21 protein-coding genes and 1 pseudogene are annotated in these 24,795 nt (G+C 57.2%); 6 read left to right on the forward strand and 16 right to left on the reverse strand.

Annotated elements, in window-relative coordinates:
• Nucleotides 1-276: 276 nt before the first annotated feature.
• Nucleotides 277-3,042, reverse strand: a complete 2,766-nt coding sequence (locus I2H81_RS01425) for an FtsX-like permease family protein (protein ID WP_229107988.1) — start codon at nucleotides 3,040-3,042, stop codon at nucleotides 277-279.
• Between the two features lie 5 nt (nucleotides 3,043-3,047).
• Nucleotides 3,048-3,749, reverse strand: a complete 702-nt coding sequence (locus tag I2H81_RS01430; protein ID WP_138339534.1) for an ABC transporter ATP-binding protein — start codon at nucleotides 3,747-3,749, stop codon at nucleotides 3,048-3,050.
• 271 nt (nucleotides 3,750-4,020) lie between these two features.
• Between I2H81_RS01430 and I2H81_RS01435 the strand changes: the two genes are divergently transcribed.
• The 3 genes and pseudogenes from I2H81_RS01435 to I2H81_RS01445 all read left to right on the forward strand — a co-directional run bounded on the left by I2H81_RS01435 (nucleotide 4,021) and on the right by I2H81_RS01445 (nucleotide 5,405).
• The gene (locus I2H81_RS01435) at nucleotides 4,021-4,659 is read left to right on the forward strand and encodes a GyrI-like domain-containing protein (protein ID WP_195644258.1); all 639 of its coding nucleotides are present in this window, start codon (nucleotides 4,021-4,023) and stop codon (nucleotides 4,657-4,659) included.
• Between the two features lie 171 nt (nucleotides 4,660-4,830).
• Nucleotides 4,831-5,178: pseudogene (locus tag I2H81_RS10585) on the forward strand (Abi family protein); the annotation flags it as partial.
• A 32-nt stretch (nucleotides 5,179-5,210) separates the two neighbouring features.
• Nucleotides 5,211-5,405 carry a chloride channel protein gene (locus I2H81_RS01445; protein ID WP_195644259.1) on the forward strand — a complete coding sequence of 65 codons (195 nt, stop codon included), beginning with the start codon at nucleotides 5,211-5,213 and terminating at the stop codon, nucleotides 5,403-5,405.
• A gap of 206 nt (nucleotides 5,406-5,611) precedes the next feature.
• On the opposite strand, the gene I2H81_RS01450 is transcribed toward I2H81_RS01445, so the two are convergent.
• From I2H81_RS01450 to I2H81_RS01460, 3 genes are all read right to left on the reverse strand, one after another.
• A complete protein-coding gene (locus tag I2H81_RS01450; protein WP_271817471.1) occupies nucleotides 5,612-6,190 on the reverse strand; it encodes a methylated-DNA--[protein]-cysteine S-methyltransferase in 579 nt (192 codons plus the stop codon).
• A 403-nt stretch (nucleotides 6,191-6,593) separates the two neighbouring features.
• Entirely contained in the window at nucleotides 6,594-7,619 is a 1,026-nt protein-coding gene (locus I2H81_RS01455) for an aspartate-semialdehyde dehydrogenase (RefSeq protein ID WP_117640200.1), read from the reverse strand.
• Nucleotides 7,620-7,793: 174 nt separating this feature from the next.
• Complete coding sequence (locus I2H81_RS01460) at nucleotides 7,794-9,182, reverse strand: aspartate kinase (RefSeq protein WP_195644260.1); 1,389 nt, start codon at nucleotides 9,180-9,182, stop codon at nucleotides 7,794-7,796.
• Nucleotides 9,183-9,286: 104 nt separating this feature from the next.
• Between I2H81_RS01460 and thrC the strand changes: the two genes are divergently transcribed.
• Together thrC and thrB are read left to right on the forward strand one after the other, a co-directional pair.
• The gene (gene thrC, locus I2H81_RS01465; protein ID WP_195644261.1) at nucleotides 9,287-10,804 is read left to right on the forward strand and encodes a threonine synthase; all 1,518 of its coding nucleotides are present in this window, start codon (nucleotides 9,287-9,289) and stop codon (nucleotides 10,802-10,804) included.
• A 202-nt stretch (nucleotides 10,805-11,006) separates the two neighbouring features.
• Entirely contained in the window at nucleotides 11,007-11,888 is an 882-nt protein-coding gene (gene thrB / locus I2H81_RS01470; protein WP_006234874.1) for a homoserine kinase, read from the forward strand.
• Between the two features lie 305 nt (nucleotides 11,889-12,193).
• Here thrB and I2H81_RS01475 read toward each other — a convergent pair whose 3' ends face one another.
• Nucleotides 12,194-12,457 (reverse strand): helix-turn-helix domain-containing protein, encoded by a 264-nt coding sequence (locus I2H81_RS01475; RefSeq protein ID WP_229107989.1) that lies wholly within the window; start codon nucleotides 12,455-12,457, stop codon nucleotides 12,194-12,196.
• A 100-nt stretch (nucleotides 12,458-12,557) separates the two neighbouring features.
• On the opposite strand from I2H81_RS01475, the gene I2H81_RS01480 reads away from it, so the two are divergent.
• The gene (locus I2H81_RS01480) at nucleotides 12,558-13,571 is read left to right on the forward strand and encodes a hypothetical protein (protein ID WP_195644262.1); all 1,014 of its coding nucleotides are present in this window, start codon (nucleotides 12,558-12,560) and stop codon (nucleotides 13,569-13,571) included.
• A 237-nt stretch (nucleotides 13,572-13,808) separates the two neighbouring features.
• Here I2H81_RS01480 and I2H81_RS01485 read toward each other — a convergent pair whose 3' ends face one another.
• The 10 genes from I2H81_RS01485 to I2H81_RS01530 all read right to left on the reverse strand — a co-directional run bounded on the left by I2H81_RS01485 (nucleotide 13,809) and on the right by I2H81_RS01530 (nucleotide 24,640).
• A complete protein-coding gene (locus I2H81_RS01485) occupies nucleotides 13,809-14,441 on the reverse strand; it encodes a helix-turn-helix transcriptional regulator (protein ID WP_195644263.1) in 633 nt (210 codons plus the stop codon).
• Nucleotides 14,442-14,472: 31 nt separating this feature from the next.
• Nucleotides 14,473-15,156, reverse strand: a complete 684-nt coding sequence (locus I2H81_RS01490) for a DUF3990 domain-containing protein (RefSeq protein ID WP_195644264.1) — start codon at nucleotides 15,154-15,156, stop codon at nucleotides 14,473-14,475.
• A gap of 93 nt (nucleotides 15,157-15,249) precedes the next feature.
• Entirely contained in the window at nucleotides 15,250-15,840 is a 591-nt protein-coding gene (gene yihA / locus I2H81_RS01495; RefSeq protein ID WP_055252447.1) for a ribosome biogenesis GTP-binding protein YihA/YsxC, read from the reverse strand.
• A 38-nt stretch (nucleotides 15,841-15,878) separates the two neighbouring features.
• Nucleotides 15,879-16,619, reverse strand: coding sequence for a 5'-methylthioadenosine/S-adenosylhomocysteine nucleosidase (gene mtnN, locus I2H81_RS01500; RefSeq protein ID WP_195644265.1), 741 nt, complete (start codon nucleotides 16,617-16,619; stop codon nucleotides 15,879-15,881).
• 78 nt (nucleotides 16,620-16,697) lie between these two features.
• Nucleotides 16,698-17,816, reverse strand: a complete 1,119-nt coding sequence (locus tag I2H81_RS01505; protein WP_195644266.1) for a serine hydrolase — start codon at nucleotides 17,814-17,816, stop codon at nucleotides 16,698-16,700.
• 264 nt (nucleotides 17,817-18,080) lie between these two features.
• Nucleotides 18,081-18,899, reverse strand: coding sequence for a pyruvate formate-lyase-activating protein (gene pflA, locus I2H81_RS01510; protein WP_195644267.1), 819 nt, complete (start codon nucleotides 18,897-18,899; stop codon nucleotides 18,081-18,083).
• 186 nt (nucleotides 18,900-19,085) lie between these two features.
• On the reverse strand, nucleotides 19,086-19,940 hold the full coding sequence (locus I2H81_RS01515) for a DegV family protein (protein ID WP_229107990.1): 855 nt from the start codon (nucleotides 19,938-19,940) through the stop codon (nucleotides 19,086-19,088).
• Between the two features lie 276 nt (nucleotides 19,941-20,216).
• On the reverse strand, nucleotides 20,217-21,659 hold the full coding sequence (locus tag I2H81_RS01520; RefSeq protein ID WP_195644269.1) for a glycoside hydrolase family 32 protein: 1,443 nt from the start codon (nucleotides 21,657-21,659) through the stop codon (nucleotides 20,217-20,219).
• A gap of 101 nt (nucleotides 21,660-21,760) precedes the next feature.
• Nucleotides 21,761-23,212, reverse strand: coding sequence for a PTS transporter subunit EIIC (locus I2H81_RS01525; RefSeq protein ID WP_052044095.1), 1,452 nt, complete (start codon nucleotides 23,210-23,212; stop codon nucleotides 21,761-21,763).
• A gap of 45 nt (nucleotides 23,213-23,257) precedes the next feature.
• On the reverse strand, nucleotides 23,258-24,640 hold the full coding sequence (locus tag I2H81_RS01530; RefSeq protein ID WP_195644270.1) for a family 43 glycosylhydrolase: 1,383 nt from the start codon (nucleotides 24,638-24,640) through the stop codon (nucleotides 23,258-23,260).
• Between the last annotated feature and the right edge of the window lie 155 nt (nucleotides 24,641-24,795).

The following is a 24,795-nucleotide window of genomic DNA, read 5'->3' on the forward strand; positions in this document are numbered from 1 at the left end:
GAAAGGCAGGCACCATGGGCCGCATCCTGTAAAAAACGAGCGGCTCTAGAGACGTTTGGGCTCAGAATCGGAGCTTTCAGCGCAGTTTTGCACTCCCGCCCCCGCGCCCGCGGACTCCGGGATGCTGAATACTCCGGAATTTGCACGCCGCCCCCTGGGGTACCCGTGGGCAAAAAGCAACCACTCAGCCGAAATATGCATCCGGCGGGGCGGTTTATACAAAAAGGCGGTTGTGGACGCGTCAACGGCTCGCTAGAACTTGAATCCCAGAACAGGCTACTCGGCACTCTTGAGGGCGCCGACCATGTCGATCTTGTTGAGGGTACGATTGGTAGCGAGGTTGACGATAAACGTAAAGCCAAAGGAAAGCACCACGGCAAGCACGTAGCTCAGCGGCTCGACTTCGACGTCAAAGTACAGCGACGGCATCTGCAAAATGTACGTAAAACTCTCGGCCAGCAAGCCGCCCAGCGGCACGCCCAGCGCAGCGCCGATCGCCGTGAGGATCAACGTCTCCTTGTTGACGTAGTGGTGCACCTCGCCGCGGCGGAAGCCCAGCACCTTGATGGTTGCCAGTTCGCGCTTGCGCTCCGAAATGTTGGTGTTGGACAGCGTAAACACCACCACAAACGACAGGCACGCCGCCATAAAGGTCACGAGCACCACGACGGAATTGATAATTGTAAAGTTCGCTTCATAGTTCTCCCAATGCTCGGCCGTACTCGAAATCGTGAGCCAACCGTCACTCTTAAGATTCTTGCTAAATGCAATCTGGTCGACCGACGAACCCTTAAGCAGCACAAAGACGCCGTTAAGGCGTGCGCTTCGACCGAACGTACGCTCATAGGTGCCCTGCGTCATGTAAAGCGTGTTGCCCAGATAGTTGAGCGAAATGTCGCTGACTTTGACCTTGGCTACGTTGAGCGACGAATCCTGGACGTGTGCCGTATCGCCCGGTTGAATCCCCAGTACCAGCTGTGAACTCTTGCTCAGATACACATCTCCGTCGCGCAAAGATAGAGGCTCTTTGGACTCATCCTCGAGACACACGTAGTCGTCCAGGTCGTTCGTGCGGTCATCGGGCACCACGATCAGCTGCACGGTCTCGCTCTTGCCGCCAAATGTAAAGGTGACGTTGTCGGTCATAATCGGCAGCGTCGAAGTCACGGTCACGTCGGAATCCTTGGCTGTGCTCCGCTCGTCGAGCGCCGCGCACGTCTGCGAAAAATCGTCGGGATTGGCAACCGCCAGCAGGTCATAGCGCGTGATATGCCCGTACTGCTTGGGCGAAAGCGCGACCGACGTATCACGAATGCCCATGCCGCAAATCACAAGCGCCGTACAGCCCGCGATGCCAAAGATGGTCATAAAGGCGCGCTTTTTGTAGCGGAACAGGTTACGTGCTGCCACCTTGTTCAAAAAGCCCATGCGGCGCCAGATAAAGCCGATGCGCTCGAGCAAGATGCGCGAGCCGGCGCGCGGGGCCTTGGGACGCATAAGCGAGGCCGGGGTCTCGGCCATCTCGTGGCGGCAGGCGATAATCGTGGCGCCCACCACGCCCACGGCAAACAGCGCCACCGAAACGATCGAGGACACGATGTCGTACGAAAGCAACATCTGGGGCAGCGAGTACATGTCGTCGAACACCGTAAACAAGAACAGCGGCAGGCCCACAAAGCCGATGATATTGCCGAGCACGCCGCCGATCAGGCACGCCCACAGCGAGTAGTCCACGTATTTGGACAGGATGCGTCCGCGCGAATAGCCGAGTGCTTTGTAAAGGCCAATAAGCGTGCGCTCCTCCTCGACCATGCGGGTGGCGGTGGTGAGGCTGATGAGCACGGCGACGATAAAGAAGATGAACGGGAACACCGTGGCGATGGCCTCAATTGACGAGCTATCGCTCTCCACGCTCGAGTAGCTTGCGATATTGCCGCGGTCCTGGATGTACCAGGTGCATTCTCCCAGATCGGAAAGCTCGGCGCGGGCATCGGCAAACTGCTGGTCGGCGGCGGCACGGCGCTGATCCAGGTCGGCCTGCGCTTGCGCACGCTCGTCGCTGCCCTCGGCCATGCGGTTGATGTTGTCCTGCTCGATCCCAAAGACCATATTCGCCTGACGCTCAGCCGCGTCCAAGTTCGCCGGCGTATCGGCCGTCAGCTCCTGAGCACGCGCTTTCTCGCGCTCCTCGCGGATCTTCTCTATATTGCCCTTGACCTCATTGATCTTTGCCGCGTAGGCATCCGAATAGGAGTTGAGATCCTTGGCTCCCTCGACGATCACGTGGACCGCGGAGTAGGAAGAAGATGTCGCGGCGTCCTCGCTCACATAGAACTTGTAGTCCGCGGCCGAAGCAGCGCGAAAGGCGTTGACTGTCGAGTCGGAGCTCACATCAGTGGGATCGAGAACCTCGGCCGTGATGGTGTAATCGCCATCGGCAAACTGATCCTTGGCGCTTTGATTGGACGAGCTCGCGTCATTGGCGGCAAAGCTCACCGTATCGCCGATTTTCTTGCCCGAAGCCTTCAGAAACTTCGAAGTCACCGCGACCTCATCGGCGCTCTCGGGCAAATCGCCGTTCACGAGCACCGGCTGATCGATGTTCTCCTTGGAGAGGCTCTGCACGACGACACGCTCGCGCGTCGTACCCACGGCGGTATAGGCGGTCTCGGTATAGATGCCCTCGGCCGTCTCGACGCCATCGACCTCTTGTATGGCGTCGAGATCATCGTCAGTCAGGCCATAGGTCGACTGCACGTTAATGTCATAGACATTTTGCTGGTCGAAGTAGGCATCAACCGAATCACACAGGTCCTCGCAACCCGCCTTAAGGCCGCACATCACGCTCACGCCAAGCGCGGTGATGACCACGATTGACAAGAAGCGTTTGAGGCTGCCGCGAATCGTGCGGTAGATGCCACGGCGAAAAACCGTCGGCACCATATCGTTTGAGCTTTGGGCAGTGCGGTAGGTCGTAAAATCCTGCTCGCGCTCCGTGTTCTGCGCGTCGCGGCGTAGGCTGTTTTGGCGGTCTTGGTCCATGGGCGCTACCACTCGATCGTCTCGATAGGCACGGGATTTTGCTGGACCGTCTCGCTCTCCACGCGACCGTTCTTAAAGCGGATCAGGCGATCGGCCATGGGCGCCAGCGCGGAGTTGTGGGTGATGATGATGACCGTAATGCCCTGCTTGCGGCAAGTGTCCTGCAGCAGCTGCAAGATCTGCTTGCCGGTTTTATAGTCAAGTGCGCCCGTGGGCTCGTCGCACAAAAGCAGCTTGGGGTTCTTTGCCAGTGCGCGGGCAATGGACACGCGCTGCTGCTCGCCGCCCGAAAGCTGCGCGGGGAAGTTGGCGAGGCGCTCACCCAAGCCAACCTGGCAAAGCGTTTGCTCGGCATCGAGCGAATCAGGGCAGATTTGCGCCGCAAGCTCAACATTTTCGAGCGCCGTCAGGTTGGGGACCAGATTGTAGAACTGGAAGACAAAGCCGACGTCGGCGCGGCGGTATTCCACGAGCTGCGCCTCGTTAGCGGAGCTCACATCGCGCCCGTCCACCGTCACGGTGCCGGAAGTCGCCGTATCCATGCCGCCCAGAATGTTGAGCGCTGTGGTCTTGCCGGCACCCGAAGCACCCAAAATGATGGCGAGCTCGCCGCGCTCGACCGTAAAGCTCGCGCCGTCGAGTGCGTGAATGCGGGCGTCGCCCTCGCCGTATGCCTTGATGACGTCTTTGAATTCGATATAAGCCATCGATCGGTTCCCATCTGGTCGGATAACTCTTTAGTATTACCCATTTCGCACCGACTAAAAAGGGACGGGTTTATTTTGGCAGGTTCTATATGGGGAAACGGCAGCTATAGATGAGGCGCCGGGGAGGCAGAGAAATCATCGATGGGGTCAGGCCGACCGCCAAACACAACGCACGCATCTCAATCTGTCAGTCAAATCATTCGAACAGCTGTTCGTTTCTATGATATGATTCCGCTATCTAAGCAGGCCAATACGCAGAAAGGCGGCCAACATGGCGTTCGACTTTAAGAAGGAATGCAAGGAGCTCTACAGACCTGCAAGCAAGCCGAGTATCATAACTGTCCCGCCTATGAGCTACGTTGCCGTTCGCGGAAAGGGCGACCCAAATACTGAAGGTGGCGAGTATCAAAACGCCCTGCCGCTGCTTTACGGCATCGCCTATACCGTCAAGATGTCGAAGAAAGGCTCAAGGAGTATCGAGGGCTATTTCGACTTTGTGGTACCTCCGCTCGAGGGTTTCTGGTGGCAAGACTCCCCGAGCGGCGACATCGATTATGTACGCAAGGACGATTTCAACTTTATCTCGTGCATCCGCCTGCCCGATTTCGTCAGCCGAGATGATTTTGACTGGGCAGTCGCGGAGGCCACGGCCAAAAAGAAACTGGACTTTTCTGCCGTCGAGCTGCTTAAAGTTGACGAGGGTCTCTGCGTTCAATGCATGCACACCGGGCCCTATGACGACGAACCGGCGACCGTAAACGCTATGCATGAATACACGACCGAGCAGGGCTATGTCCCCGACTTCTCAGGCACCCGTTTACATCACGAAATCTATCTCTCCGATCCACGCAAATGTGCACCGGAGAAACTAAAGACCGTGGTTCGTCATCCTATCAAGCGCGCTGAATAGCGCGGAGCGTCATTTCACGCGCTGGGTTTTAAGCCAGCCAACCAGCCGCCTCCTAGGCCGTCCGGTAATTATCTTGACGCGGCCCGTCGCATCTTATAAGTTTGTTTTGCTAAAGCTGGAAAGCCTCTCAACGATGCGCAACTCCAGCTCTTTTTATATCAAGAGGCTTAAATGAAATACCAGAAGTCGCGGATATCCATCAACGCACAAATAGCACTATTGACAGAAAACAAGGGTCTTAAGTGCTCTGATCAAAGCGAACTCGAGCGAGCTTTGGTCGAAGCCAACCACTACAGACTGTCGGCCTACTGGTTTCCCTACAAAACCAAATGCAAGTCCGGGATTACCATCTTTCGCGAAGGCACAACATTCGAAACCATCATCTACACGTATGAATTTGACCGAGCCCTCCGGCAGTTAATGTTTGATGCGGTCGGCAGTGCGGTCGGCAGAATTGAGATCTACCTCAGAAGCAGAATTGCCTATCTTGCCTCTGAGGAACGCGGGCCTTTCTGTTACCCAGATGTCGCCATAACGAGGCTCAACTCGGCATGCCCGTCGAGCTCTGCGCCTCACTGGGCTACGCAGCCGTCTTTGGCAGCGCCACCAATACGCTGCTCGCACCCATCCTTATTGGCTGCGAAGTCTTCGGCTTTGGTAACTTGCCGATGTTCATTATTGTCTGCGTTGTGGCTTACCTGTTCAACATGGATAAGTCCATCTACGCCCTGCAGGAGCGGGCGTAGATCGATGTCCAGGCAGGTGGTCTCAGCCGGAAACGGCGTCCCACTCTGAGGCTGTATTCCGGGACACGGTTTCCGCTTGGAACGCCATTCGGAAAGCGCATCCCGCTTTAAAACGGAATTCCGGGACGTAGTTTCCGTCTGAGCCTCCATTCGGAAAGCATGTCCCGTTCTTTCACGGCATCTTGGCTATGCAAAGCGCTCGAGTGTTACTCCTCGTACGCGCCCTCAAGCCGCAGCAGCCGCTCCTTGCGGTCGAGGCCGCCGGCATATCCGTTGAGCGAACCATCGGCGGCAACCACGCGATGGCACGGCACAATAATCGAAATGGGATTACGCGCGACCGCGGCCCCCACGGCACGGGGAGACGCAACGGGTGCTTCGTTTCCCGGTACACGATGTCGAGCCGCAACACGCTGGGCGATCTCACCATACGTAGCGACCTCGCCACGCGGGATAGAAAGCAGCTCAAACCAAACCTCGCGCTGAAACGCCGTACCAATCATATGCAACGGCGGCGTAAACCGAGGCTCCTGCCCCGCAAAATAAGCATTCAGCCAAGCCCAAGAACGCTCAAGTACCGACGAGGCAGCACCGTTTGTCGGATTCACCGAAGACATGCCGCCAGCACCAGAAACCGCATCGGCGCCTTCAACATGTTCGGAGTCTTCCCGGAGAAGCGTGGAGCCAAAATGCTCCTGCCCCTCAAACCAAAGTCCCGTCAGACCGCGGCCATCAGCGGCAAGCAAGATTTCGCCCAAAGGCGAAGCAAACGTCGTCGTGACCACCAGCGGCTCCTTTCAAAACTCCGCAACATAATACCGCGAATTGTGCAGACAACCCCAATCGACCCCAAAGTCACCCTAGGCAGCAGGCGCGAACGCGCCGCAGCTGCCGGCCGCGCCCCACAGTCCCCCAAGGCGGCAGGCGCAAAGCGCCGAAGCCGCCGCCGGGATCAGGGCCCGCAACAGCCACGTGCCCCCACATCAGCCCAGCGGCCCCAACCAACAACGGCCCCATCGCAGGTCGCTTGCAGCAGCGTCACCGCAGGCGGGGGCCGGGCTTGGTTTTCAGAACACTCCGCAGACCAGTGTGGCGCCTTGTCCGCGGCTCCGAAGGAGCAGGACAAGGCGCCACACATGGTCGAGGACGTTCTGAAAACCAAGCCCGGCCCCCGCCGGACAGGTCACACTACTCGCAGAGCAGCTTAGCGATCTGGACGGCGTTGGTTGCCGCGCCCTTACGGATTTGGTCGCCGCAGCACCAGAAGGTGATGCCGCGCGCAGCCTCGGGGTTCGAGATGTCGCGGCGTACGCGACCGACCCAAATCAGGTCCTGGTCGGAGGTGTCCATCGGCATGGGGAAGCGGTCGTGCGCATCCTCGGCGCTCATGTCGTCAACTAGCTTGACACCCGGAGCGGCAGCCAGCGCGGCACGGGCCTCTTCCACCGTGATGTCGCGCTCGAACTCAAGCGTGATGCTCTCGGAGTGCGAACGCAGCACGGGCACGCGCACGCAGGTGCAGTTCACGCGCAGCTCGGGCAGATGCATGATCTTGCGACCCTCGTTCTGCAGCTTCATCTCCTCGGAGGTAAAGCCCTCCTCCTTGACGCCGCCAATCTGCGGAATCAGGTTGCTCGCCAGCTGGGCGGCGAAGGCGCGCGGCTCGGGAATCTCCTCGCCACGGCCCAGGGCGGCAAGCTGTGCTTCGAGCTCGGCCATACCGGGGGCACCGGCGCCCGAAGCTGCCTGATACGTGGACACGATCATACGCTTTACGCCGGCAAGCTGATGCAGCGGCCAGGTGGGAACCAGGCCGATAATGGTCGCGCAGTTGGGGTTGGCGATAAGGCCGTGATGCCACTTGATATCGTCGGCATTGATCTCGGGCACGACCAGCGGCACCTCGGGATCCATGCGGAAGGCATGGCTGTTGTCGACCACGACAGCGCCGCGCTTGACGGCCTCGGGCAGCAGCTCCTTCGCGATATCGTCGCCGGCGGCTCCGAGCACAATATCGCAGCCCTCAAAGGCCTCGGGGCAAGCCTCCTCAATCACGATTTGCTCGCCGCGGAACTCAACGGTCTTGCCCGCAGAGCGCGCGCTCGCCAGCAGCTTGAGCTTACCGACCGGAAACTCCTGCTCGTTGAGGCACTCGAGCATCTGGGTGCCCACGGCTCCCGTCGCGCCCAAAATAGCAACCGTGTACTGTTTCATGCTTCCCCCTTTAAAGGTTGTGGCTTTTGCCCGCACGCCGAGCAGGCCGATTATTGTTGCCAGTGTATACAAGAACGGGGCGGGCACGAAACCCGCCCCGTCGAAACGAAACCGAAACGAAACGCCCCGCCGTAGATTTCTGGCACTTGTCCCAAAAATTCACCGGGATGGCAGCTACTTGTGGAGCGCGGCCAGGGCGGGATCAACCGGCGCGGGAGCCTCCAGGTCGGAGACCTTCACAATGCCGTTCTCATCGGAGAAAGCACGGTAGATGGTCTGAATCGCAAGGTCGAAGTCCTTCTCCTCGACACCGATGATGATGTTGATCTCGTCGCAGCTCTGCGAAATCATACGCACGCTCACGCCCGCCTGGCCAAGCATGCCAAACAGGTGGCCAGAGATGCCAGCACGACCGCGCAGGTTACGACCGACGGTCGCGATAAGCGCCAGGCCCTCGACAACCTCGATCTCGAGTGGCTCGACCTCCTGCTGAATGTCGCCCACGAGCGAGTACAGTGAATCGTGAACGTCTTGCTCCTGCACCACGGCGCCAAAGCGGTCGACGCCGGTGGGCATATGCTCGACAGAAACGTCATAACGCTCGAAGACCGAAAGCGCACGGCGCATAAAGCCGACACGGGGCTTGGTGCGGTCGCGGGCAACGTTGATGGCGACAAAGCCGCGCTTGCCGGTCACGCCGGTAATGATGGGCTCCGCCTCGCCCTCGTCAGCCGTCTCGCTAATGATGGTGCCGGGGTCCTGCGGCGCATTGGTGTTCTTGATGACCAGCGGAATACCCGCCTCGCGCACGGGGAACACGGCCTCCTCGTGCAGGACGCTTGCGCCCATGTACGAAAGCTCGCGCAGCTCCTCGTAGGTAACGCGGGCGATGGGCTGAGCCTCGGGAACAATACGCGGATCGGCAGAATAGAAGCCCGAGACGTCGGTCCAGTTCTCGTACAGGTCGGCACCCAGGCACTTAGCCAAGATCGAGCCCGAGATATCGCCGCCGCCACGATCGAGCAGCTTGATCTGGCCCTCACGCGTCGCGCCGTAGAAACCGGGCATAACAAAGCCGCCCTGCTGACCGTACTCCTGCACCAGCTCGGAGGTGCGATTCATGCTGAGCGTACCGTCGTGATGGAACGCAACGACCGTCGCGGCGTCCAGGAACGGCAGGCCCAGGTACTCGGCCATCAGGCGAGCGGTAAAGTACTCGCCGCGGCTCACAAGCTCCTCGGTAGAGTAGCCGCCCGAGCGGGCGCGCTCGGCAAAGGCCGCGAACTCCTCGCGGATGGGATAGGTGAGCTCCAACTCGTCAACGATATCAAAATAGCGCTGGCCAATGTCCTCGAGCAGCTCCTCACACGACACGTGATACTTAACGTGCGCGTTAACCAGGTAGAGCAGGTCGGTCACCTTGGTGTCGCCCTTAAAACGGCGGCCGCAGGCAGAAACCACCACAAAACGGCGGGCCGGGTCGGCGTCGACAATGGCCTTGATCTTCTTGAAGTGTTCGGCGTCGGAGACCGACGAGCCGCCAAACTTGGCAATCTTAATCATGGGCTGGAGGTTACCTTTCTAAAAAGCCTCTGCGAACCTATTTTGCGCGCTCTGATACCATGGTTTCACCGATTGGGACCAAGGCATCCGAGGAGCAGTGTTATATGGGAACTTATCATAGTACACGAGGACGCACTTTATCGTGCTCAAGTAAGGTGGCAATCCGTACCGGCATCGCTCCCGACGGGGGTTTGTTTGTCTCGGACGAGCTCGGCACCCAGCAGGTCGATATCAGCTCGCTTGCAGATAAATCGTACTTTGAAATCGCTCAAGATGTGTTGGGAATGTTACTGAATGATTACACGGCCGAAGAAATTTCGGCGTGTGTCGACGAGGCATACCGCGGCACGTTCGCGAGTGAAGAGGTTACGCCGCTCGTCAAACTCGACGCTGCACTGGGCGCCGACGCCCCTCAGACCTATGTGATGGAGCTCTTTGGCGGTCCCACGAGCGCCTTCAAGGACGTCGCCCTGCAGATGCTCCCCCGCCTCATGGCCCGCACCTCTGCCAAGGACGGCGGCGCCGAGCGCATCATGATCGTCACCGCCACGTCGGGCGACACCGGCAAGGCCGCGCTCGCCGGTTTTGCCGACGCTCCGGGCACAGGCATCACCGTCTTTTATCCCGAGGGCAAGGTCAGCCGCGTTCAGAACCTGCAGATGTCCACGCAGGAGGGCGACAACGTCGCCGTCTGCGGTATCCGCGGCAACTTTGACGACGCCCAGAGCGCCGTTAAGCGCATCTTTGCCGATAAGGAGCTTGCCGAGCGCCTGGAGGCCGCTGGCACGGTGCTTTCGAGCGCCAACTCCATCAACGTCGGTCGCCTGGTACCGCAGGTCGTCTACTACTTTGCCGCCTATGCGCAGCTGCTGCGCGCCGGCGCCATCGAGGCCGGCGACGCCGTGGAGTTCTGCGTACCGACCGGCAATTTTGGCGATATCCTGGCCGGCTACTACGCCAAGCGCATGGGTCTGCCCGTCGCCAAGCTCGTCGTGGCGAGCGACAAGAACAACGTGCTTGCCGACTTCCTGACCACCGGCGTTTACGACCGTAACCGCCCGTTCTTCACGACCATCTCGCCGTCGATGGACATCCTTATTAGCTCCAATCTGGAGCGCATGCTGTACTTCCTGTCCGATGGCGACTGCGAGCTTGTTGCCGGACTTATGGAGCAGCTGGCGCAGACTGGTCGCTACGAGGTTCCTGCCGACCTGCTCGCAAAGATTCAGAGCGTCTTTGGCTGCGGTTGGGCCAGCGAGGACGAGGTCCGCACTGCCATCAAGAGCTGCTGGGATGCGAACGGCTACGTGATCGATCCGCATACTGCTTGCGGCTATCACGTCTTTGAGCAGGTCGCTCCCGCCGAGGGTGCCAAGGCCCGCGTGCTGCTTTCGACCGCAAGCCCCTACAAGTTCCCGCGCGCCTGCTGCGACGCCCTGGGCCTCGACGTTCCCGAAGATGATTTTGAGGCTATGCGTGTACTCGAGCAGGCCACCAACACGGTCGCCCCGACCCAGCTCGCCGAGCTTGAGTCCAAGCCTGTCCGCTTCGAAGACGTCTGCGACGTAGCCGACATGGCCAACTACGTCGAGTCTGCAGCAAAAAAGATGACTACCAACTAAAACCCCTTATAAGGCGCCGGCGAAAGCCGGCGCACCTTCTAATTATTTAGCTTTCGGGATGATGACGAGCATGCGAGCGAGTCTGGCCGTTTAGTTCGTCGCGAGTTCCGCACGAGCCGGAAAGCACTTAATGTGCTTTCCGAGCGAGCCAGGACTGCCCGAGCAGCGAACTAAACGGCCAGACCCGCCCAGGAGGACCCACATGATCAAAATCACCGTCCCAGCCACGAGCGCCAACCTAGGCATCGGCTACGACACCCTCGGCATGGCCGTCAGCCTCTACTCGCACTTCACCTTCGAGCGCGCCGACAAGCTCACCATCACGGGCTGCCCCGAGGAGTTCCAAAACGAGAATAACCTGGTCTATGTGAGCTTTGTCGATGCTCTGGCCGCCTGGGGCGAGCCGGCTTTTCCCGTTGCCATCGACATTCAGACCGACGTGCCCGTCGCCCGCGGCCTGGGTTCCAGCTCCACCTGCGTCGTCGCCGGCATCATGGCTGCCGCCGCGTTGACGGGCCATACCGTCGACCGCGCCGAGCTCGTCCGCATCGCCACCGAGGTCGAGGGCCATCCCGATAACGTCGCCCCCGCTATCTTGGGCGGCGCCGTCTGCTCCTTTACGCCGACCGATTCGCTCCCCCAGTGCCTGCGCTACGAGGTGAGCGATCGCCTGCGTTTTATTACCGTGATTCCGCCCTACGAGGTACACACGAGCGAGGCGCGCAAGGTCGTGCCGCAGGAGATTCCGCTCTCCACCGCCGTGTGGCAGATGGGCCGCATCGCCGGCATGACGCGCGGCCTGGAGACCGGCGACCTTGACCTGATTGCCGCCGCCAACGACGACCGCATCCAGGAGCCCTATCGTCGCCGCCTGATTCCCGACTACAACGCCGTGCGCGACACCTGCCTTAACGGCGGCGCTAAGACCATCTGGATTAGCGGCTCGGGCTCGACCCTTATGGCTGTGACCGACGATACCATCGTGGCAAAGTTCCTGCAGGTCAAGCTGCGCGAGCAGTTCCCTAAGTGTGATACGCATATTCTGACGTGCGACACGGAAGGCGCCCAGATCGAATACCTGTAGTCGCCGTCCCGTATACTCGCCGGGGAGGCCAGGGGGCTTTGCCCCCAAATCGTCCTCGGACATGGCAGGACCCCCGCTGCGCACTTCGTGCGGCGGGGGTCCTGCCGTCCTGCGGAAAGATTTGGGGGCAAAGCCCCTGGCCTCCCCTACGTTAGCTTCGCTGACGGCGGCTACAGGGACCTACGCTTTGGAAAGTCGCCGGGCTGATTTTTTGGCTTCTATTTGATAAAGGCGCACTTCCCAGCATCTCATTCGTCCTATAGCTCTGTTTTAATTTCTAATTGATGATCGATGCGTGGCGTCATCTAATTATCTTCGCTACTCAAAACAGCCCCAAGTTTATATACTAGCGTCTCAACAGTAATTCCGAGTGCATCCGCATAGACAAACTGCTCATAAACCCTAAGGCTGCGTTCCCCGGTCTCGACCTTTGAGATGAACGACTGAGGTACCCCCAGTTTCTTTGCGAGTTCAACCTGAGTGATACCTTGCTCCCGACGAATCTGGGAAAGGCATTTTCCGCATGTCCTGTTAGCATCAACGTTCATGCCGTTTACGCTATATTCCATTTTGATATATCCCAAACTGGGATATATTTATGTCACCAGCTATTCCGCTTATCAAAAATGCCCATCGCAGATTCATAGCTAGGAAGGAGCCTCGATAAACATGAATGACGAGATGAAGGAGCCCGACGAGGAAAAGGCGCTCAACGAGTCCGACGAGCGGAAGCCAGATTTCAAAGCCGAGCAGTTTTCTGATGGTGCTAGCGACACCCCCTCCTCTGAAATTACGCCATCAAACGAAGATGGCGGCGCACGCAAAAATGAAGAAAACGACTCACTTCTAACGCGGGCCATTCATAAATTAGGCAATAAAAAACGAGCGGCAATCGCAGCCGCCGTGGCAGTTGTCATCATCTTCAGTTTGCCCATGCTGTTTCCTCAATTGTTTTGTAGTCACAAACTATGGGCCAATGCAACCTGCACTAGCCCTCGTGTATGCAAAAGTTGCGGCAAAACCGAGGGAGAACCTCTCGGGCACGAATGGGAAGAAGCAACTTGTACGACACCGAAGACCTGCCAGCGTTGCGGCGAAACGAAAGGGGAGCCACTCGGACACCAACCGGGCTCGTGGACCAAAGAAGTCGACTACGTAGATGCCACTTCGAAGGAAATACGAGAATGCGAGAGATGCGGAGAGGTCGTTGACACCCGCAACGAGAAGGAAATCACATCTTTTCTTGGCGACGGAAAGTTTTCAATTTCCCCAAAAGGCTTTATTGATCGACTTAACGAGGAATTCTCCGATATCCCCAATTGCAGCAGCATGAATGCGGATTACGAACTAGACGATAGCGGCATGGGGCTCGAACTTCAGATTAAAAACGGTTCAAAGATTGCCGGTATTGGAGGCTTCTTTTCGGACTCGAGTAACCCGGTGCTACTCAGCTATCTTGGATCCGAAAACTGCTTCAAAAACATAGTCATGTACTTCGAAAACTCCGACTATGCCGCGGCGACAGCATTGGCAACTATACAAGCAATCGATCCAACACTTTCGTTTTCAGACGCCAAGGAAGTTGGTGCTGCCTGCGTAGATACGCCAACTGTCAAAAATGGAATTGCGTATGCAATCGTAGCTTCGAATGGAGAGTACTGGCTAAGCGCTCGAATTGAATAATTTTCTTTGATTACTAAATTCAGACGCCTCTTACTCGCGATATATTAAAACTCAACCCCTGGCAGCATCGTCAATCGAAAATTGCCCCGCCGAGCACTTTAGCTTGGCGGGGCATTTCAATATGAAAGCGGATTTAAATATCAACAAGGCCTGCACGCTCCAACGAGACAGCCGGCTTCGCTGCTCAAATTGCCCTTGGTGAACCACAAGTTGAGCAATCAGTGGCCAGAATCCCCTTTAGGCGGCGCTTGTTTCTTTGTATTCGAAGACTGGTTCTAGGAGGTCTTCGATGTTACAGTGGAGGCCTTTTGCTATAGCTCTTACGGTTGTTACCGAGGCTTCGTTGATGTTTCGTTGGCGCTGTTCGTACATTTGGATTGAGCGGAGCGATACGCCTGATTCGTATGCCAGGTCTTGTTGGGTTTTCTTAAGCTTCTTTCTTGCTAACGCAAGTTTTGTTTGCCTGGACGCTTTCTTCGCCATATCGCAGACGAGGCGAGCCACACGTTCCTCCGAGGCTTCGTGCCAGGGGTAGTACAGACTGCGTAGCACATCAAATGGAACGACATGCAGCAAATCTTCGAAAGACTCTCCTAGGCGCCACTGAAGGTATGCCAATATCCAGCCTGTCCAATATTCCGGTGTCTTTTCGAATCGGTAGGTTCGATTTGGCATCGGCCTTGATTGATAGCCCGACCTTTCGGCGATAAGCGCGAACAGCTCAACGCCCGATTTTCCCGACACTACCCATGCGTTGCCGCGTTCGAACTCGCGAGCTACGCCGCTCAGGCAAAAGAGTTCAGCAACTTCCGATCCTTCTGCTCCATAATCGTTAACGGCATAGTCAAAGCAGTCGCCGAGATTGTTCATTGCATCCTCGAGATAGTAGACGGGGTATGTTCTACTCGGCCCACAATCCGTTAACTCTTGGATCATTTAAATCAACCCTCCCTGCCATTAAATCCCTAATGTAGACACCCTCAGAGTCAAATCCGTTTACCGTATCCAGGTACTTTCGTCGAGCGTTCTGTTCTCGCTCAAATCGTTTGGGATAAAACTCAGCTCCCGAAGCCTGCTTCCAATCGCGGAACTTAATCGCCGAGAACGCACGCTCACTCATAAGCGCATATTGAATGCCCAAATCCCCCAAAAACATAATGCGCTGCAATTGCCTGAGCGAGATCATGCCGTTGACAAACTGTCTTGCAAACGAGAAATAGGAATCGTCTGCACGATAGCCTCGAATAACGTCATAGGGAGAAATATCAATCAGGCAGTTATCCAGCAGATAACGAAGCCCCTCGCGTGCTACTGGCGTTGAAACATTGAACTCTCTGTTATTCGCCAGAATTGCAAGCCAGTTGAGAATCGAGAACTCACCTGATTCCAAATCCAAAATCGCAAGGCCATCTAAATCAAGCTCATATCGATTGGCAATGCCATCAGACTCGGTCCGACATGCCCACTCCATTGCCATTTCCTCATGCGGTGTGCAATAAAACCCGCGCCCATAGTCATTGAATTGCCTGCATTTATCCAACGATGGATGCTCGACAACAACCTCCGACCCGTGCCAAAGCTCCATATCGACCTCCTAAAAAATATCACCCCAGTGATAGTTTACCAATAACTATCACTGGGGTGATATGAACGGGGGCTTTTGACGGTTTAGCCCTTACTAGAGGCAGGCCTCGGCGATGCGGCGCTTGAGTTCATCGATGCCGGTGCCGGTCTGGGAGCTTGTGATGATCACGTTCTCGGCCGGGACGTTGAGCTGCTTTTTGATGGCTGCTGCCTGGCGGGCCTGCTGGGTGCGGCTGAGCTTGTCGGCTTTGGTGAGGCAAACGATAAAGTTGAACTCGTTGCCCTGTAGGTAGTCGATCATGTCGTGGTCGAGCTTGCTGGGGTCGTGACGAATGTCCACCAGCGAGACGACCAAGTTAAAGCTGCGCTCGGAGTCGAAAAAGTCGCCGATAAGCTCGGCCCAGCGGTCGCGCTCGGCCTTGGAGCGACGGGCGAAACCGTAACCCGGCAGGTCCACAAAGTGCACGTCATCGGCCTCAAAGAAGTTGATGTTGCTCGTCTTGCCCGGCGTACTGGAAACCTTGACTAGGTTCTTGCGGCCAAATAGCTTGTTCATAATCGACGACTTGCCCACGTTGGAGCGGCCGACAAAGCTCACCTCGGGGCAGGTGGACTCGGGAATCTGCGAAACCTTGCCATAGCTGGCGACGAACTTGGCAAGCTGGTAGTTAATGGAATCGGCCATGGACACTCCTTGGTCGTAGGTTCTTACAAATAGACGCGCTATTGCGCAGCGGCAATGCGGCGGACGATATCGAGCGTAATGTCACTTGCGACACGCGCGTACTCGAACAGATCGAACTCTCGCTCGCAAATTGCATCGTACGCCTCGTCACAATTATCGCTGATAGCGCGCAACACCAGGCAATCGACACCATTTTTGGTTGCGACATGGGCAATTGCCGCGCCCTCCATGCCGACACAATCGGCATGCGTCGCCTCGATAGCGTCGTTGCGCATGGTGGCGCCCGTCACAAAGCGGTTACCCGTGGCAATCGTGCCGACCAGGAACTGCTTGGTGCCCTCGTTCGAAGCGACTGCATTTTTCGAAGCGTCAACAAACCCACGCTCAGCAAGCACGTCGGCGGCAATATCGACCAGCGCGGGCGTCGAGCCAAACTCCTCGAGCCCCGGTGCGGACTCGGCGATAAGCGCGGTATCGGTATCCAGATAGCGTAGGCGTTTGCCAATGACCACGTCATCGATATGGAGCTTGGGGTTCAAACCGCCCGCAATGCCCGAAAACACAACAGCCTGCGGAGCATACTTGCTAATGAGGTGCTGTGTTGCAGCGGCGGCGTTCACCGTGCCCATGCCCGCCGTTGTGGCGACAACTGTCAGGTCGTCGAGCTCACCGCTCACAACGGTCAAGCCTGCCTCCCGTGCCTCGCAAACGTCGCTCAGCTCTTCCTTAATCTGCATGATCTCTTTTTCGAGCGCACCGATAATCGCGATGGTAGCCATACCATTCCCCAAACCTATACGAAATTCTCAACCAAGGTATGGTACCAGCATTTTGTTTGACCTCGCCAAACGAACACGCTAAGCCAGTGCAGCTCGCGTATCAAACAGAGCCTTTGCAATCGCGGCCGTAACCTCGCTCGAACGGTCACTCCATGGCATCGATGTCATGACGCTCATGACATAGGTACGGCCATCGATGTCGATGAGGCCTGCATCGCATGTCGAATAGTAACCATCCTCGCTAATCCAGCCTGCCTTGTTGCGCACCAAAACCTGCTCGTCCGCAATGCCATCGCGAATAAACGAGCGCGATGTTGATGCCAGAAGGCCCGACAACCACTGTGAAGTCTCGGTATCCATGCTCAGATACTCGCTCATCTCGCGCCATAACCTCGCAGAAGTGCGCGGGCAGTAGGTCGGAAAATCACTCATCGGATCCAGTGCCGTATCGTAATCGATGCCAAGACCGACAATCCAATCCTCGTAACCGACACGGTCAAACGCCGCGCGTAACGCGATAAACGAATCGTTGTCTGAGTTGGCGACGGCATTCTCGATAAGGTCGCGCACCGTCTGCCAGCCCATGCTGCAACCACCATACGTGGCTAAAGGCCCATCGAGCGACACCCGCCCCGATTCGACCAACGTCTCGCAAATATAGAGCGCATACAGCGCTTTGTAGCTGCTCGCTCCATACACCTCGACATCGGCGTTATACGTCACGCCCCTACCACTCGATAGGTCGTAGAACACTACACCCACGTCGCCCAGCTCCTGCGCCCGACACAGGGCATCCTGGAGCGAGGCAAGGCTCTCATCCTCCAAGGCAGGAGTCTTGTTATCCACCAACGAGAAGGTCCGAACGGTATCACCCGAAGGGATATCGTTGAAGTCCGCCTTCGAAAGTCTCGTCTTGAGATCTGCCGTCGACAGAGCTTGATCTGCCGACGCTTTGGACTTTGAAACCTTCTCGTTTTGCAGCTGTACCGTTGACGCATCTGGGCGCCCCGTTCGCTCCGAGGCGTAGGTTTTAACGGTAATTCCGAGGATAATAACCACCGACGTTAGCATCCCAATAGCGGCAATCTTCCTCACGCGGATGCGAGCGCCGGCAAGGCCACGCGAAGACGTGCCCTTCGTCTTATATCTGCTGCCATGCTGCGGCACATACTCGTCCCGCGATGCGATGTTTCGCACGTGGTCTCCTGACTGCCACCGTTTATATACGAGCAGCATGATACCGAGCAGGCATTTCTTTCCAAAGATATTCAGCAGCGTTTAAGGTGTCTTTAAAGAAACCACAAGCGTATTTATCCAAATGGCACGATTCTGTTGCGCATCTCACCGCAACCCAGAGAGCAGTCTTTTCAGGACGAGGCTCTTTAGCAATCAACTAGGTGCCCAGGGGCACTCATTTAAGTCTGTCCCCAATGAGTGCCCTTGGGGAACGAAAATGGCATGCTATCCGATAGCGTTTTTGAGCTCCGCACGGCGCCTTTTCATGCCGGTCATAACGGCATTACGCAGCTCGGGCATGCGCGCGGTATCCATCTGGGGCACGCCCTCGAGCTTATAGGGAATGCCCAGCTGCTCATACTTGACAACGCCCATCGTGTGATACGGCAGCATTTCCAGGCCCACCACGTTGTGCCATGGAGCGATCAGACGACCGAGTGCCTCGCACTCCTCAACCGTATCGGTAATGCCGGGCACCACCACGTGGCGGATAACGACCTTAATCTTGCGACGGGCAAGCTCATCACCAAACGCCAGGATGCGTGCGGGATCGCAACCGGTCAGCTTTTTATGCTCGACGGGATCGGCGTGTTTAATGTCGAGCAGCACCATATCGGTCTCGTTGAGTACGGCATCGAACTTCTCGGGATGCGCGGGATCGAACGCATAGCCGCAGCTATCCAAGCAGGTATGCACGCGACCATCGGGGTTATTGTGCATGGCGCGGAACAGGTCGGCTAAAAACGCGGGCTGCAGGAGCGGCTCACCGCCGGACACCGTAATACCACCGCTCCGGTAAAACTCATGGTTGCTCTGGAACTCGTCCATCAGGTGCTCGACGGTCACCATCGTGCCGCCGTTAACCGACCAGGTATCGGGGTTGTGGCAATACGCACAGCGCATGGGGCAGCCCTGAACAAACACCACAAAGCGGATGCCGGGTCCATCGACCGTTCCCATCGTCTCAATCGAATGTACGCGGCCCAGGGCAAACGCAGAGTCCTCGGGACGAGCGTCCACACCCTCGAGCGTCATCTCAGCCATTCCCGCTACCTTGCCTCTCATTGGTTTTAGCTACATAAATGCCAGAATCATTCTAGCCCATACGCATGATGGCGAAACGGTTTAGCGGTCAATTGGGTTGTCCTATTTGGCCCTACGCAAGAGCGGCGGGAAGGCTGTCGCAACCCGCCCGCCGCCGAGGCAATAGAAATCGATAGATGCCAGGCCTTACGCTTTAAGCGTGAGCACCGCACCGAAGGCGGTCGGGCCGCAATGGCTCGAGATGACGCCACCGACCTGAGTCCAGGTAACGTCCTTAAAGCCCAGGTCGTGCGCATAGACTTCCATGTCGTCGCGCAGCTCCTGGGAAAGGCCTACCGAATACGCCAGGCCAATGTGCGAGTAGTCAATCTCGCCCTTCTCAACCATGTGGTCAATAAAGGCGCGGGCGCATTTGAGCATAGAGCCGCGGAACTTCTTGGTCGCCACAAACTTACCGCCCGTTACCTCAATGCAGGGCTTTATCTTGAGCAGGTGGGCGCCAAGGAATGCCACGTTGGACAGACGACCGCCCGCCTTAAGGAAGGCTAGGTCGGTAGGAACAAAGCCCAGCAGCACACGGTCCATGACGGAATTCGTAAAAGCAAAGATCTCGTCGACGGTAGCATCTGGATGGGCTTCGATATACTTAGCGGTTTCGACGACAACGAGCGACTGGCCCACCGAGACAAAGCGCGTGTCCATGGAGAACACGTAGTCGCGCCCCTCTGCTGCAATCTTAGAGGACTGATGCGAACAGGTCGTGGCCTCGGAATACGCAAGATGCAAAATGGTCGCGTCAGGCTGCTCAGCGTGAATGCGGTCGTACACGTGAGCAAAATCCGCAGGCGCACAGCCACTGGTCTTGGGCATCACGCCAAACTCGTTGCAGCGCGAGTAAATCTCGAGCGGATCGATGGAGCCGTCCTCGACGGTCTCGTCACCAATCGTGACATGCATGGGCACGCGCACGATGCCGTAGCGCTCGCAGAGCTCCGGCGTCACATCCGACCCAGACTCAACCACGATTACGTACTTGCCCATTATTATCACGACCCATCTCGACATTGGCTTTTCAATACATGGCACGCGCCGCCGCACTGTTGCACAACGGCGTCCAAGCGCCAAAGAGACGCCGCCCCTTGCACACAACAAAGGACAGCGTCTCCCTGGAAAACTCCGTGCTTATCTAGGATTCCACACGGTTTATTAAGGAGGGTTACTTATTCCGCAAACGGTCGCTATATGCGGTAAGCGGTAGTTGGCCGCGACAACTGCGACACATTCCGTCCAGCAAATCCAATCGTGCTCCACGCACGGTTAATGCACGAGGCGGTAGAAATTCATCGATGCCGCACCCTCGGCGTGCAGCTCCATCGCCGGAACCGCCGGCGAATAGGTACGGCTCGTAAGTGCCGCCTCGCCGCCATTTGCAAAAATCTCGACCATCGTAGTGTCCGAAAGCACGCGCAGGTCGCGAAGCTCGCTGAGCTCGATCGACCTCTGGTCGCGCCCATAGCCTTCGTCACCCATGTCGAGGGTAAGCATCCCGTCCGCATAGCGCACAAAGACACCCTTGCGAATCTCGAGCTCAACCATCTTGGCGCCCTCACAGGAAACCACAAGATCAAACAGGCGGCCCGGCTCCTCAACGGTTTCACCGCCTGTCGCGCAAACGCAGTCGCCGCGCATCCTCTCAATCTCGTGCACCGGCTGCTGACAGAGCTTACCATCGCGCATGCTCAGTTCTCTCGGCACCGTCAACGCGCACTGCCACCCGCGTGCCACCGTCGGGCTTTTTGCCGTCGCATCGGGGCAACCCGACCACCCGATCATCAAACGCCGACCCGCAGCATCCTCAAAAGACTGCGGTGCGTAGAAATCAAAGCCGGCATCGACCATCGGGGGCATGCCCTGCCCGGCGATCTTAAAACTCGGCGCCTCCCAATCGGCCTCGATGGGAAACCACACGCACTGGTGCGGATTGCGGTAATGCCATCCATCGGCGGACACACCCTGCGGACAGCAAACGAGAATAAGCTCACCATCGAGCTCAAACAGATCGGGGCACTCCCACATAAAGCCAAACTTCTCGCCCAACTCAATGCGCGTCGCATAGCTCCAGTCCTCTAGATCGCTCGAGGTATAGACAAGCACGCAGCCGCGGTCGTCTTTCGTACGAGCGCCCAGAACCATGTAGTAGATACCATCGTGTTCAAGGATTTTGGGATCACGCACGTGCGTACCGATATCGTCGGGGCAATCGACCGGCCCAACAGCTATGCGCTTCTCGCCCAATTCGTCGGGGTTCTCGGCAACCACATGAATCTGGTTTTGCTCACGGCCCGTCAACACGTAGTCGTAATCATCGCGGTCAAAATGCTTGACGTTGCCGGTATAGAAGTAGTGAATCTTACCATCACGTACAAAGGCAGAACCAGAATACGCTCCACTCGAATCCAAATCGGAATCGGGAAACAGCACGGGACCATGATTCTCGTACGTCACAAAATCCTTTGTTGTCAGATGATTCCAAAGCACTGGACCGCCATGCGCAGCATCGAATGGATCGTATTGGTGATAGATGTGATACGTATCACCGATCTGCACCAAACCGTTGGGGTCGTTGAGCCAGCCAAGCTCAGGCTCCACATGGAACAGGAGCCTATCGGGGTCGGACGCGATGCGACCCGCCGTCTCATCCTGTCCGGCACGCCACTGCTCATAGTCCGCGCGTGTCACCTTATTTTTTTGATTAAACATCGCCGTTGACTTTCTCGTCTATGGGGAAGGACGCTCGACTCACACGAGTCGAACGCCCTTCCCCAAATGGACTTATCCTCAGATTACGCTGAACGGCTCAACTAGAAGCTGACATCAAAGCCAGCACCAGCGCCCTCTTCATCAGTGGTCGGCACGCCCTTTGCCTTGTTGTAGGCAAAGATCAAGACGATCGGCACGATAAAGGCGATGAGATTGCCAGCCACATACCACACGAGCGTCTCGGGCGTGACGATGAGCAGGCCAAGCACGCCGGTCAGACCCTGACCGATGGCGCGCACCTCAAAGAGCTTCACGAAGGCACCGCCGCAGCCTGCACCGATGCAAGCGCAGATGAACGGGATGATCGAGTAGCGCATGTTTGCAGCAAAGATTGCGGGCTCGGAGATACCGACCAGCGTCGGGATAAAGGACGACATGCAGATGTTGCGCTCTTTGGAATGCTTCTTGTGAATGAGGTACATGCCGATGGCGCCGCCGCCCTGGGCGATGATGGAAACCGACCAGATGGCCTGGATGTAGTTGAAGCCAGTCGTGGCGACGAGGTTTGCCTCGATACCCTGGATGAACTGATGCGTACCGGTAACGACGAGCGGCTGCAGGAATGCGGCAAAGACAAAGGCACCGAAGACGCCCATCCTGTTGTACAGGATATCGATTACACCGGCGAGGACGTCGCCGATCAGGTTGCCGAGCGGGCCGAACACGGTGAACAGGGCGACGTTAGCAAGAATCAGGGTAACGGTCGGGACAAAGACGAACGAGACGACCTCGGGGATGTACTTCTGGGCAATCTTTTCGACCTTGGCCATAAACCAGGCAGTCAGGATTGCAGGGAACACGCCGCCCTGGAAAGCAACCATGGGAATGGAGAGCGGACCGAAGTTCCAGTACTCAGCACCCGTCGGGTCCATAACGAACGTGTTACGGTTCATAAGACTCGGGTGAACCATGACGATACCGACGAGGATGCCCAGGATCGGGTTACCGCCAAAACGCTTGACCGCGCTGTACATAACCAGGACAGGCAGGTAGTCGAACGTGGTGGCGATAATGGCAAAGAAGCTTGCGAGGTTCTTGAGGAACTCGCTGTGATCGGCGAGACTGCCCTCCATGCCAAAGAGGCCGTTGGCAACGATCAGCGACTTAAGGCCGATGATGATAGCAGCGCCGACGAAAGCGGGAATGATGGGGATAAAGATATCCGAGAATACCTTGAGGACCGAGAAGAACTTGCCCTTCTTGTCCGCCTCGGCGCCCTTGACCTCGGAAGCGCTGATCTCCTTAACGCCCGTCAGAGCCATAAACTCATCGTAGACCTTGTTGACGGTACCGGTACCGAAGATGATCATGAGCTGGCCGCTGTTGTACAGCACGCCCTTGACGCCATCGATGTTCTCGAGCTCGGCCTTGTTGTACTTGCTCGTATCCTTGAGCACCAGACGCAGACGGGTCACGCAATGCGTGGCGCCCTCGATGTTCTCCAGTCCGCCGACGTTGTCGACGACTTGCTGGGACACTGCCTTGTAGTCCATGTTCCTCTCCATTCCTTTTCTAAATCATAAAACGGTTCGTTGCCGCTACAGAGACGCGATCGTTGCGTTTGCGCACTTGAGCGCACCGTCGGTGACGGTAAGCGCCACACCCTGGCCCTGCTTGTTGCAGAAGCGAGCGTTGAGCGCAACATCATCGACAAAGATGGTCGCGATATCGTCGTCAACGACCAGGCGCACATGATGAGTGCCCTCGCCCTTAAAGAACAACGGACGCTCGAGGCCCATGTTGTTGACCTGGAACCACGGATACTGGGGGGCCGCCGTAAACTCGAGCTTGCCCTCACGCAGGTTGGCGCGGAACTCATAGGCAAGACCGGACTCGGCGTCCTCGGCAAGCTTCACCGAGAAGCCGGCAGCGTCACCGGCGAGCTCGATGTCGGCATCGAGCATATAGGTGGAACCGGCATCCGCGGCGAGCACCTGCTCGACCTTGCCCGACTCGCAGGAGAGCTCAAAGGCCTCGACTGCCTTAGCCTCGCCAAAGGCGCCAAGCATGCTGTCAGGAAGCTTGGTGCCGAGCGTTCCGTCGGCACGCTGAACGATCTCGAGGGGCATAAAGGTGCCACCCCACAGGTAAGAGCTGGGGTCGCCGCCCTCGTCACGCGTAGGAACCCAACCAAAGAGAACGCGGCGCTCGCCGTCAAATGCGGTACGCGCGGCATAGTACGCGCGGCCATCGAAGGAATCGTCCGCAGGAGTGATCCAAGGACCGTTGATAGAGCGAGACATGCGGTAACGGGTCTTGTTGCCATCACTGTACTCGGAGAACACCAGATACCACCAGTCGCCCATCTTAAAGAGATCAGGCATCTCGAACATGGTGTACAGGCCCGGATTCCACCAGTCGCCCTGGAACTCCCAGGTATCCAGGTCCTTGGAGGTGAACTTGACCAGACGACCGGTCATCAGACGCTTGTCCTCGCCCACACGCGTGCCGAGGATGAGCATGTACTCTTCGTTCTCCTCATCCCAAAGCACAAAGGGATCGCGCCAGTTGCGGTCATCGTAACCCTCCTGGGGCGGAAGCAGCGTCTCGGCGATGTTCTTCTCCCACTTGACGGCGTCGTCACTCGTTGCGTGAAGAAGAACCTGCTTCATCAAGCGTGCCTTGACCTTATCGCGATTGCAACCAGTGTAGAGCGCATGGTACTTGTCGCCCACCTTAAACACCGTGCCGGCATAAACATACTGGTCGACTTCCTCGTCGCCGCCACGCTCAAGGCTCTCGCCAAAGTCTTTGTAATTGACGAAGTCCTTGGTTGTCGCGAGTGCCCAGCCAAACGGCTCTCCGAAAGGTCCGGGGTTTCGCGTGTCACGCTGATGATAGAGATAGAACGTGCCGTCCTCGCCGTACGGCATGATGTCGCCCACCCAAATTCCCTCAGGCTGGTAATACACCTTGTGCATCCGAGACTTCCTTCCCACGTGATACTAACTCGGTACAACTGCAAGATATGTCAATCGTTTTCATATGTCAAACGTTTTCACACCAATACGTCTTTTCGCAGTTCCAGTCGTCGGCAAACGGTTGACATATGCCGGCGAACGGTCATCAGAGGCGT

Origin of the sequence: Collinsella aerofaciens (assembly GCF_015561195.1) — a bacterium.
In the GTDB taxonomy this organism is placed as follows: Bacteria; Actinomycetota; Coriobacteriia; order Coriobacteriales; family Coriobacteriaceae; genus Collinsella; species Collinsella aerofaciens_AC.

What these genes read in the sequence shown, in the direction of transcription:
- I2H81_RS01425 (WP_229107988.1), bottom strand. Translation starts at nt 3,042, where the DNA reads ATGGACCAAGACCGCCAAAACAGCCTACGCCGCGACGCGCAGAACACG.
- I2H81_RS01430 (WP_138339534.1), bottom strand. Translation starts at nt 3,749, where the DNA reads ATGGCTTATATCGAATTCAAAGACGTCATCAAGGCATACGGCGAGGGC.
- I2H81_RS01435 (WP_195644258.1), top strand. Translation starts at nt 4,021, where the DNA reads ATGGCGTTCGACTTTAAGAAGGAATGCAAGGAGCTCTACAGACCTGCA.
- I2H81_RS01445 (WP_195644259.1), top strand. Translation starts at nt 5,211, where the DNA reads ATGCCCGTCGAGCTCTGCGCCTCACTGGGCTACGCAGCCGTCTTTGGC.
- I2H81_RS01455 (WP_117640200.1), bottom strand. Translation starts at nt 7,619, where the DNA reads ATGAAACAGTACACGGTTGCTATTTTGGGCGCGACGGGAGCCGTGGGC.
- I2H81_RS01460 (WP_195644260.1), bottom strand. Translation starts at nt 9,182, where the DNA reads ATGATTAAGATTGCCAAGTTTGGCGGCTCGTCGGTCTCCGACGCCGAA.
- thrC (WP_195644261.1), top strand. Translation starts at nt 9,287, where the DNA reads ATGGGAACTTATCATAGTACACGAGGACGCACTTTATCGTGCTCAAGT.
- thrB (WP_006234874.1), top strand. Translation starts at nt 11,007, where the DNA reads ATGATCAAAATCACCGTCCCAGCCACGAGCGCCAACCTAGGCATCGGC.
- I2H81_RS01475 (WP_229107989.1), bottom strand. Translation starts at nt 12,457, where the DNA reads ATGGAATATAGCGTAAACGGCATGAACGTTGATGCTAACAGGACATGC.
- I2H81_RS01480 (WP_195644262.1), top strand. Translation starts at nt 12,558, where the DNA reads ATGAATGACGAGATGAAGGAGCCCGACGAGGAAAAGGCGCTCAACGAG.
- I2H81_RS01485 (WP_195644263.1), bottom strand. Translation starts at nt 14,441, where the DNA reads ATGAACAATCTCGGCGACTGCTTTGACTATGCCGTTAACGATTATGGA.
- I2H81_RS01490 (WP_195644264.1), bottom strand. Translation starts at nt 15,156, where the DNA reads ATGGAGCTTTGGCACGGGTCGGAGGTTGTTGTCGAGCATCCATCGTTG.
- yihA (WP_055252447.1), bottom strand. Translation starts at nt 15,840, where the DNA reads ATGGCCGATTCCATTAACTACCAGCTTGCCAAGTTCGTCGCCAGCTAT.
- mtnN (WP_195644265.1), bottom strand. Translation starts at nt 16,619, where the DNA reads ATGGCTACCATCGCGATTATCGGTGCGCTCGAAAAAGAGATCATGCAG.
- pflA (WP_195644267.1), bottom strand. Translation starts at nt 18,899, where the DNA reads ATGGCTGAGATGACGCTCGAGGGTGTGGACGCTCGTCCCGAGGACTCT.
- I2H81_RS01515 (WP_229107990.1), bottom strand. Translation starts at nt 19,940, where the DNA reads ATGGGCAAGTACGTAATCGTGGTTGAGTCTGGGTCGGATGTGACGCCG.
- I2H81_RS01520 (WP_195644269.1), bottom strand. Translation starts at nt 21,659, where the DNA reads ATGTTTAATCAAAAAAATAAGGTGACACGCGCGGACTATGAGCAGTGG.
- I2H81_RS01525 (WP_052044095.1), bottom strand. Translation starts at nt 23,212, where the DNA reads ATGGACTACAAGGCAGTGTCCCAGCAAGTCGTCGACAACGTCGGCGGA.
- I2H81_RS01530 (WP_195644270.1), bottom strand. Translation starts at nt 24,640, where the DNA reads ATGCACAAGGTGTATTACCAGCCTGAGGGAATTTGGGTGGGCGACATC.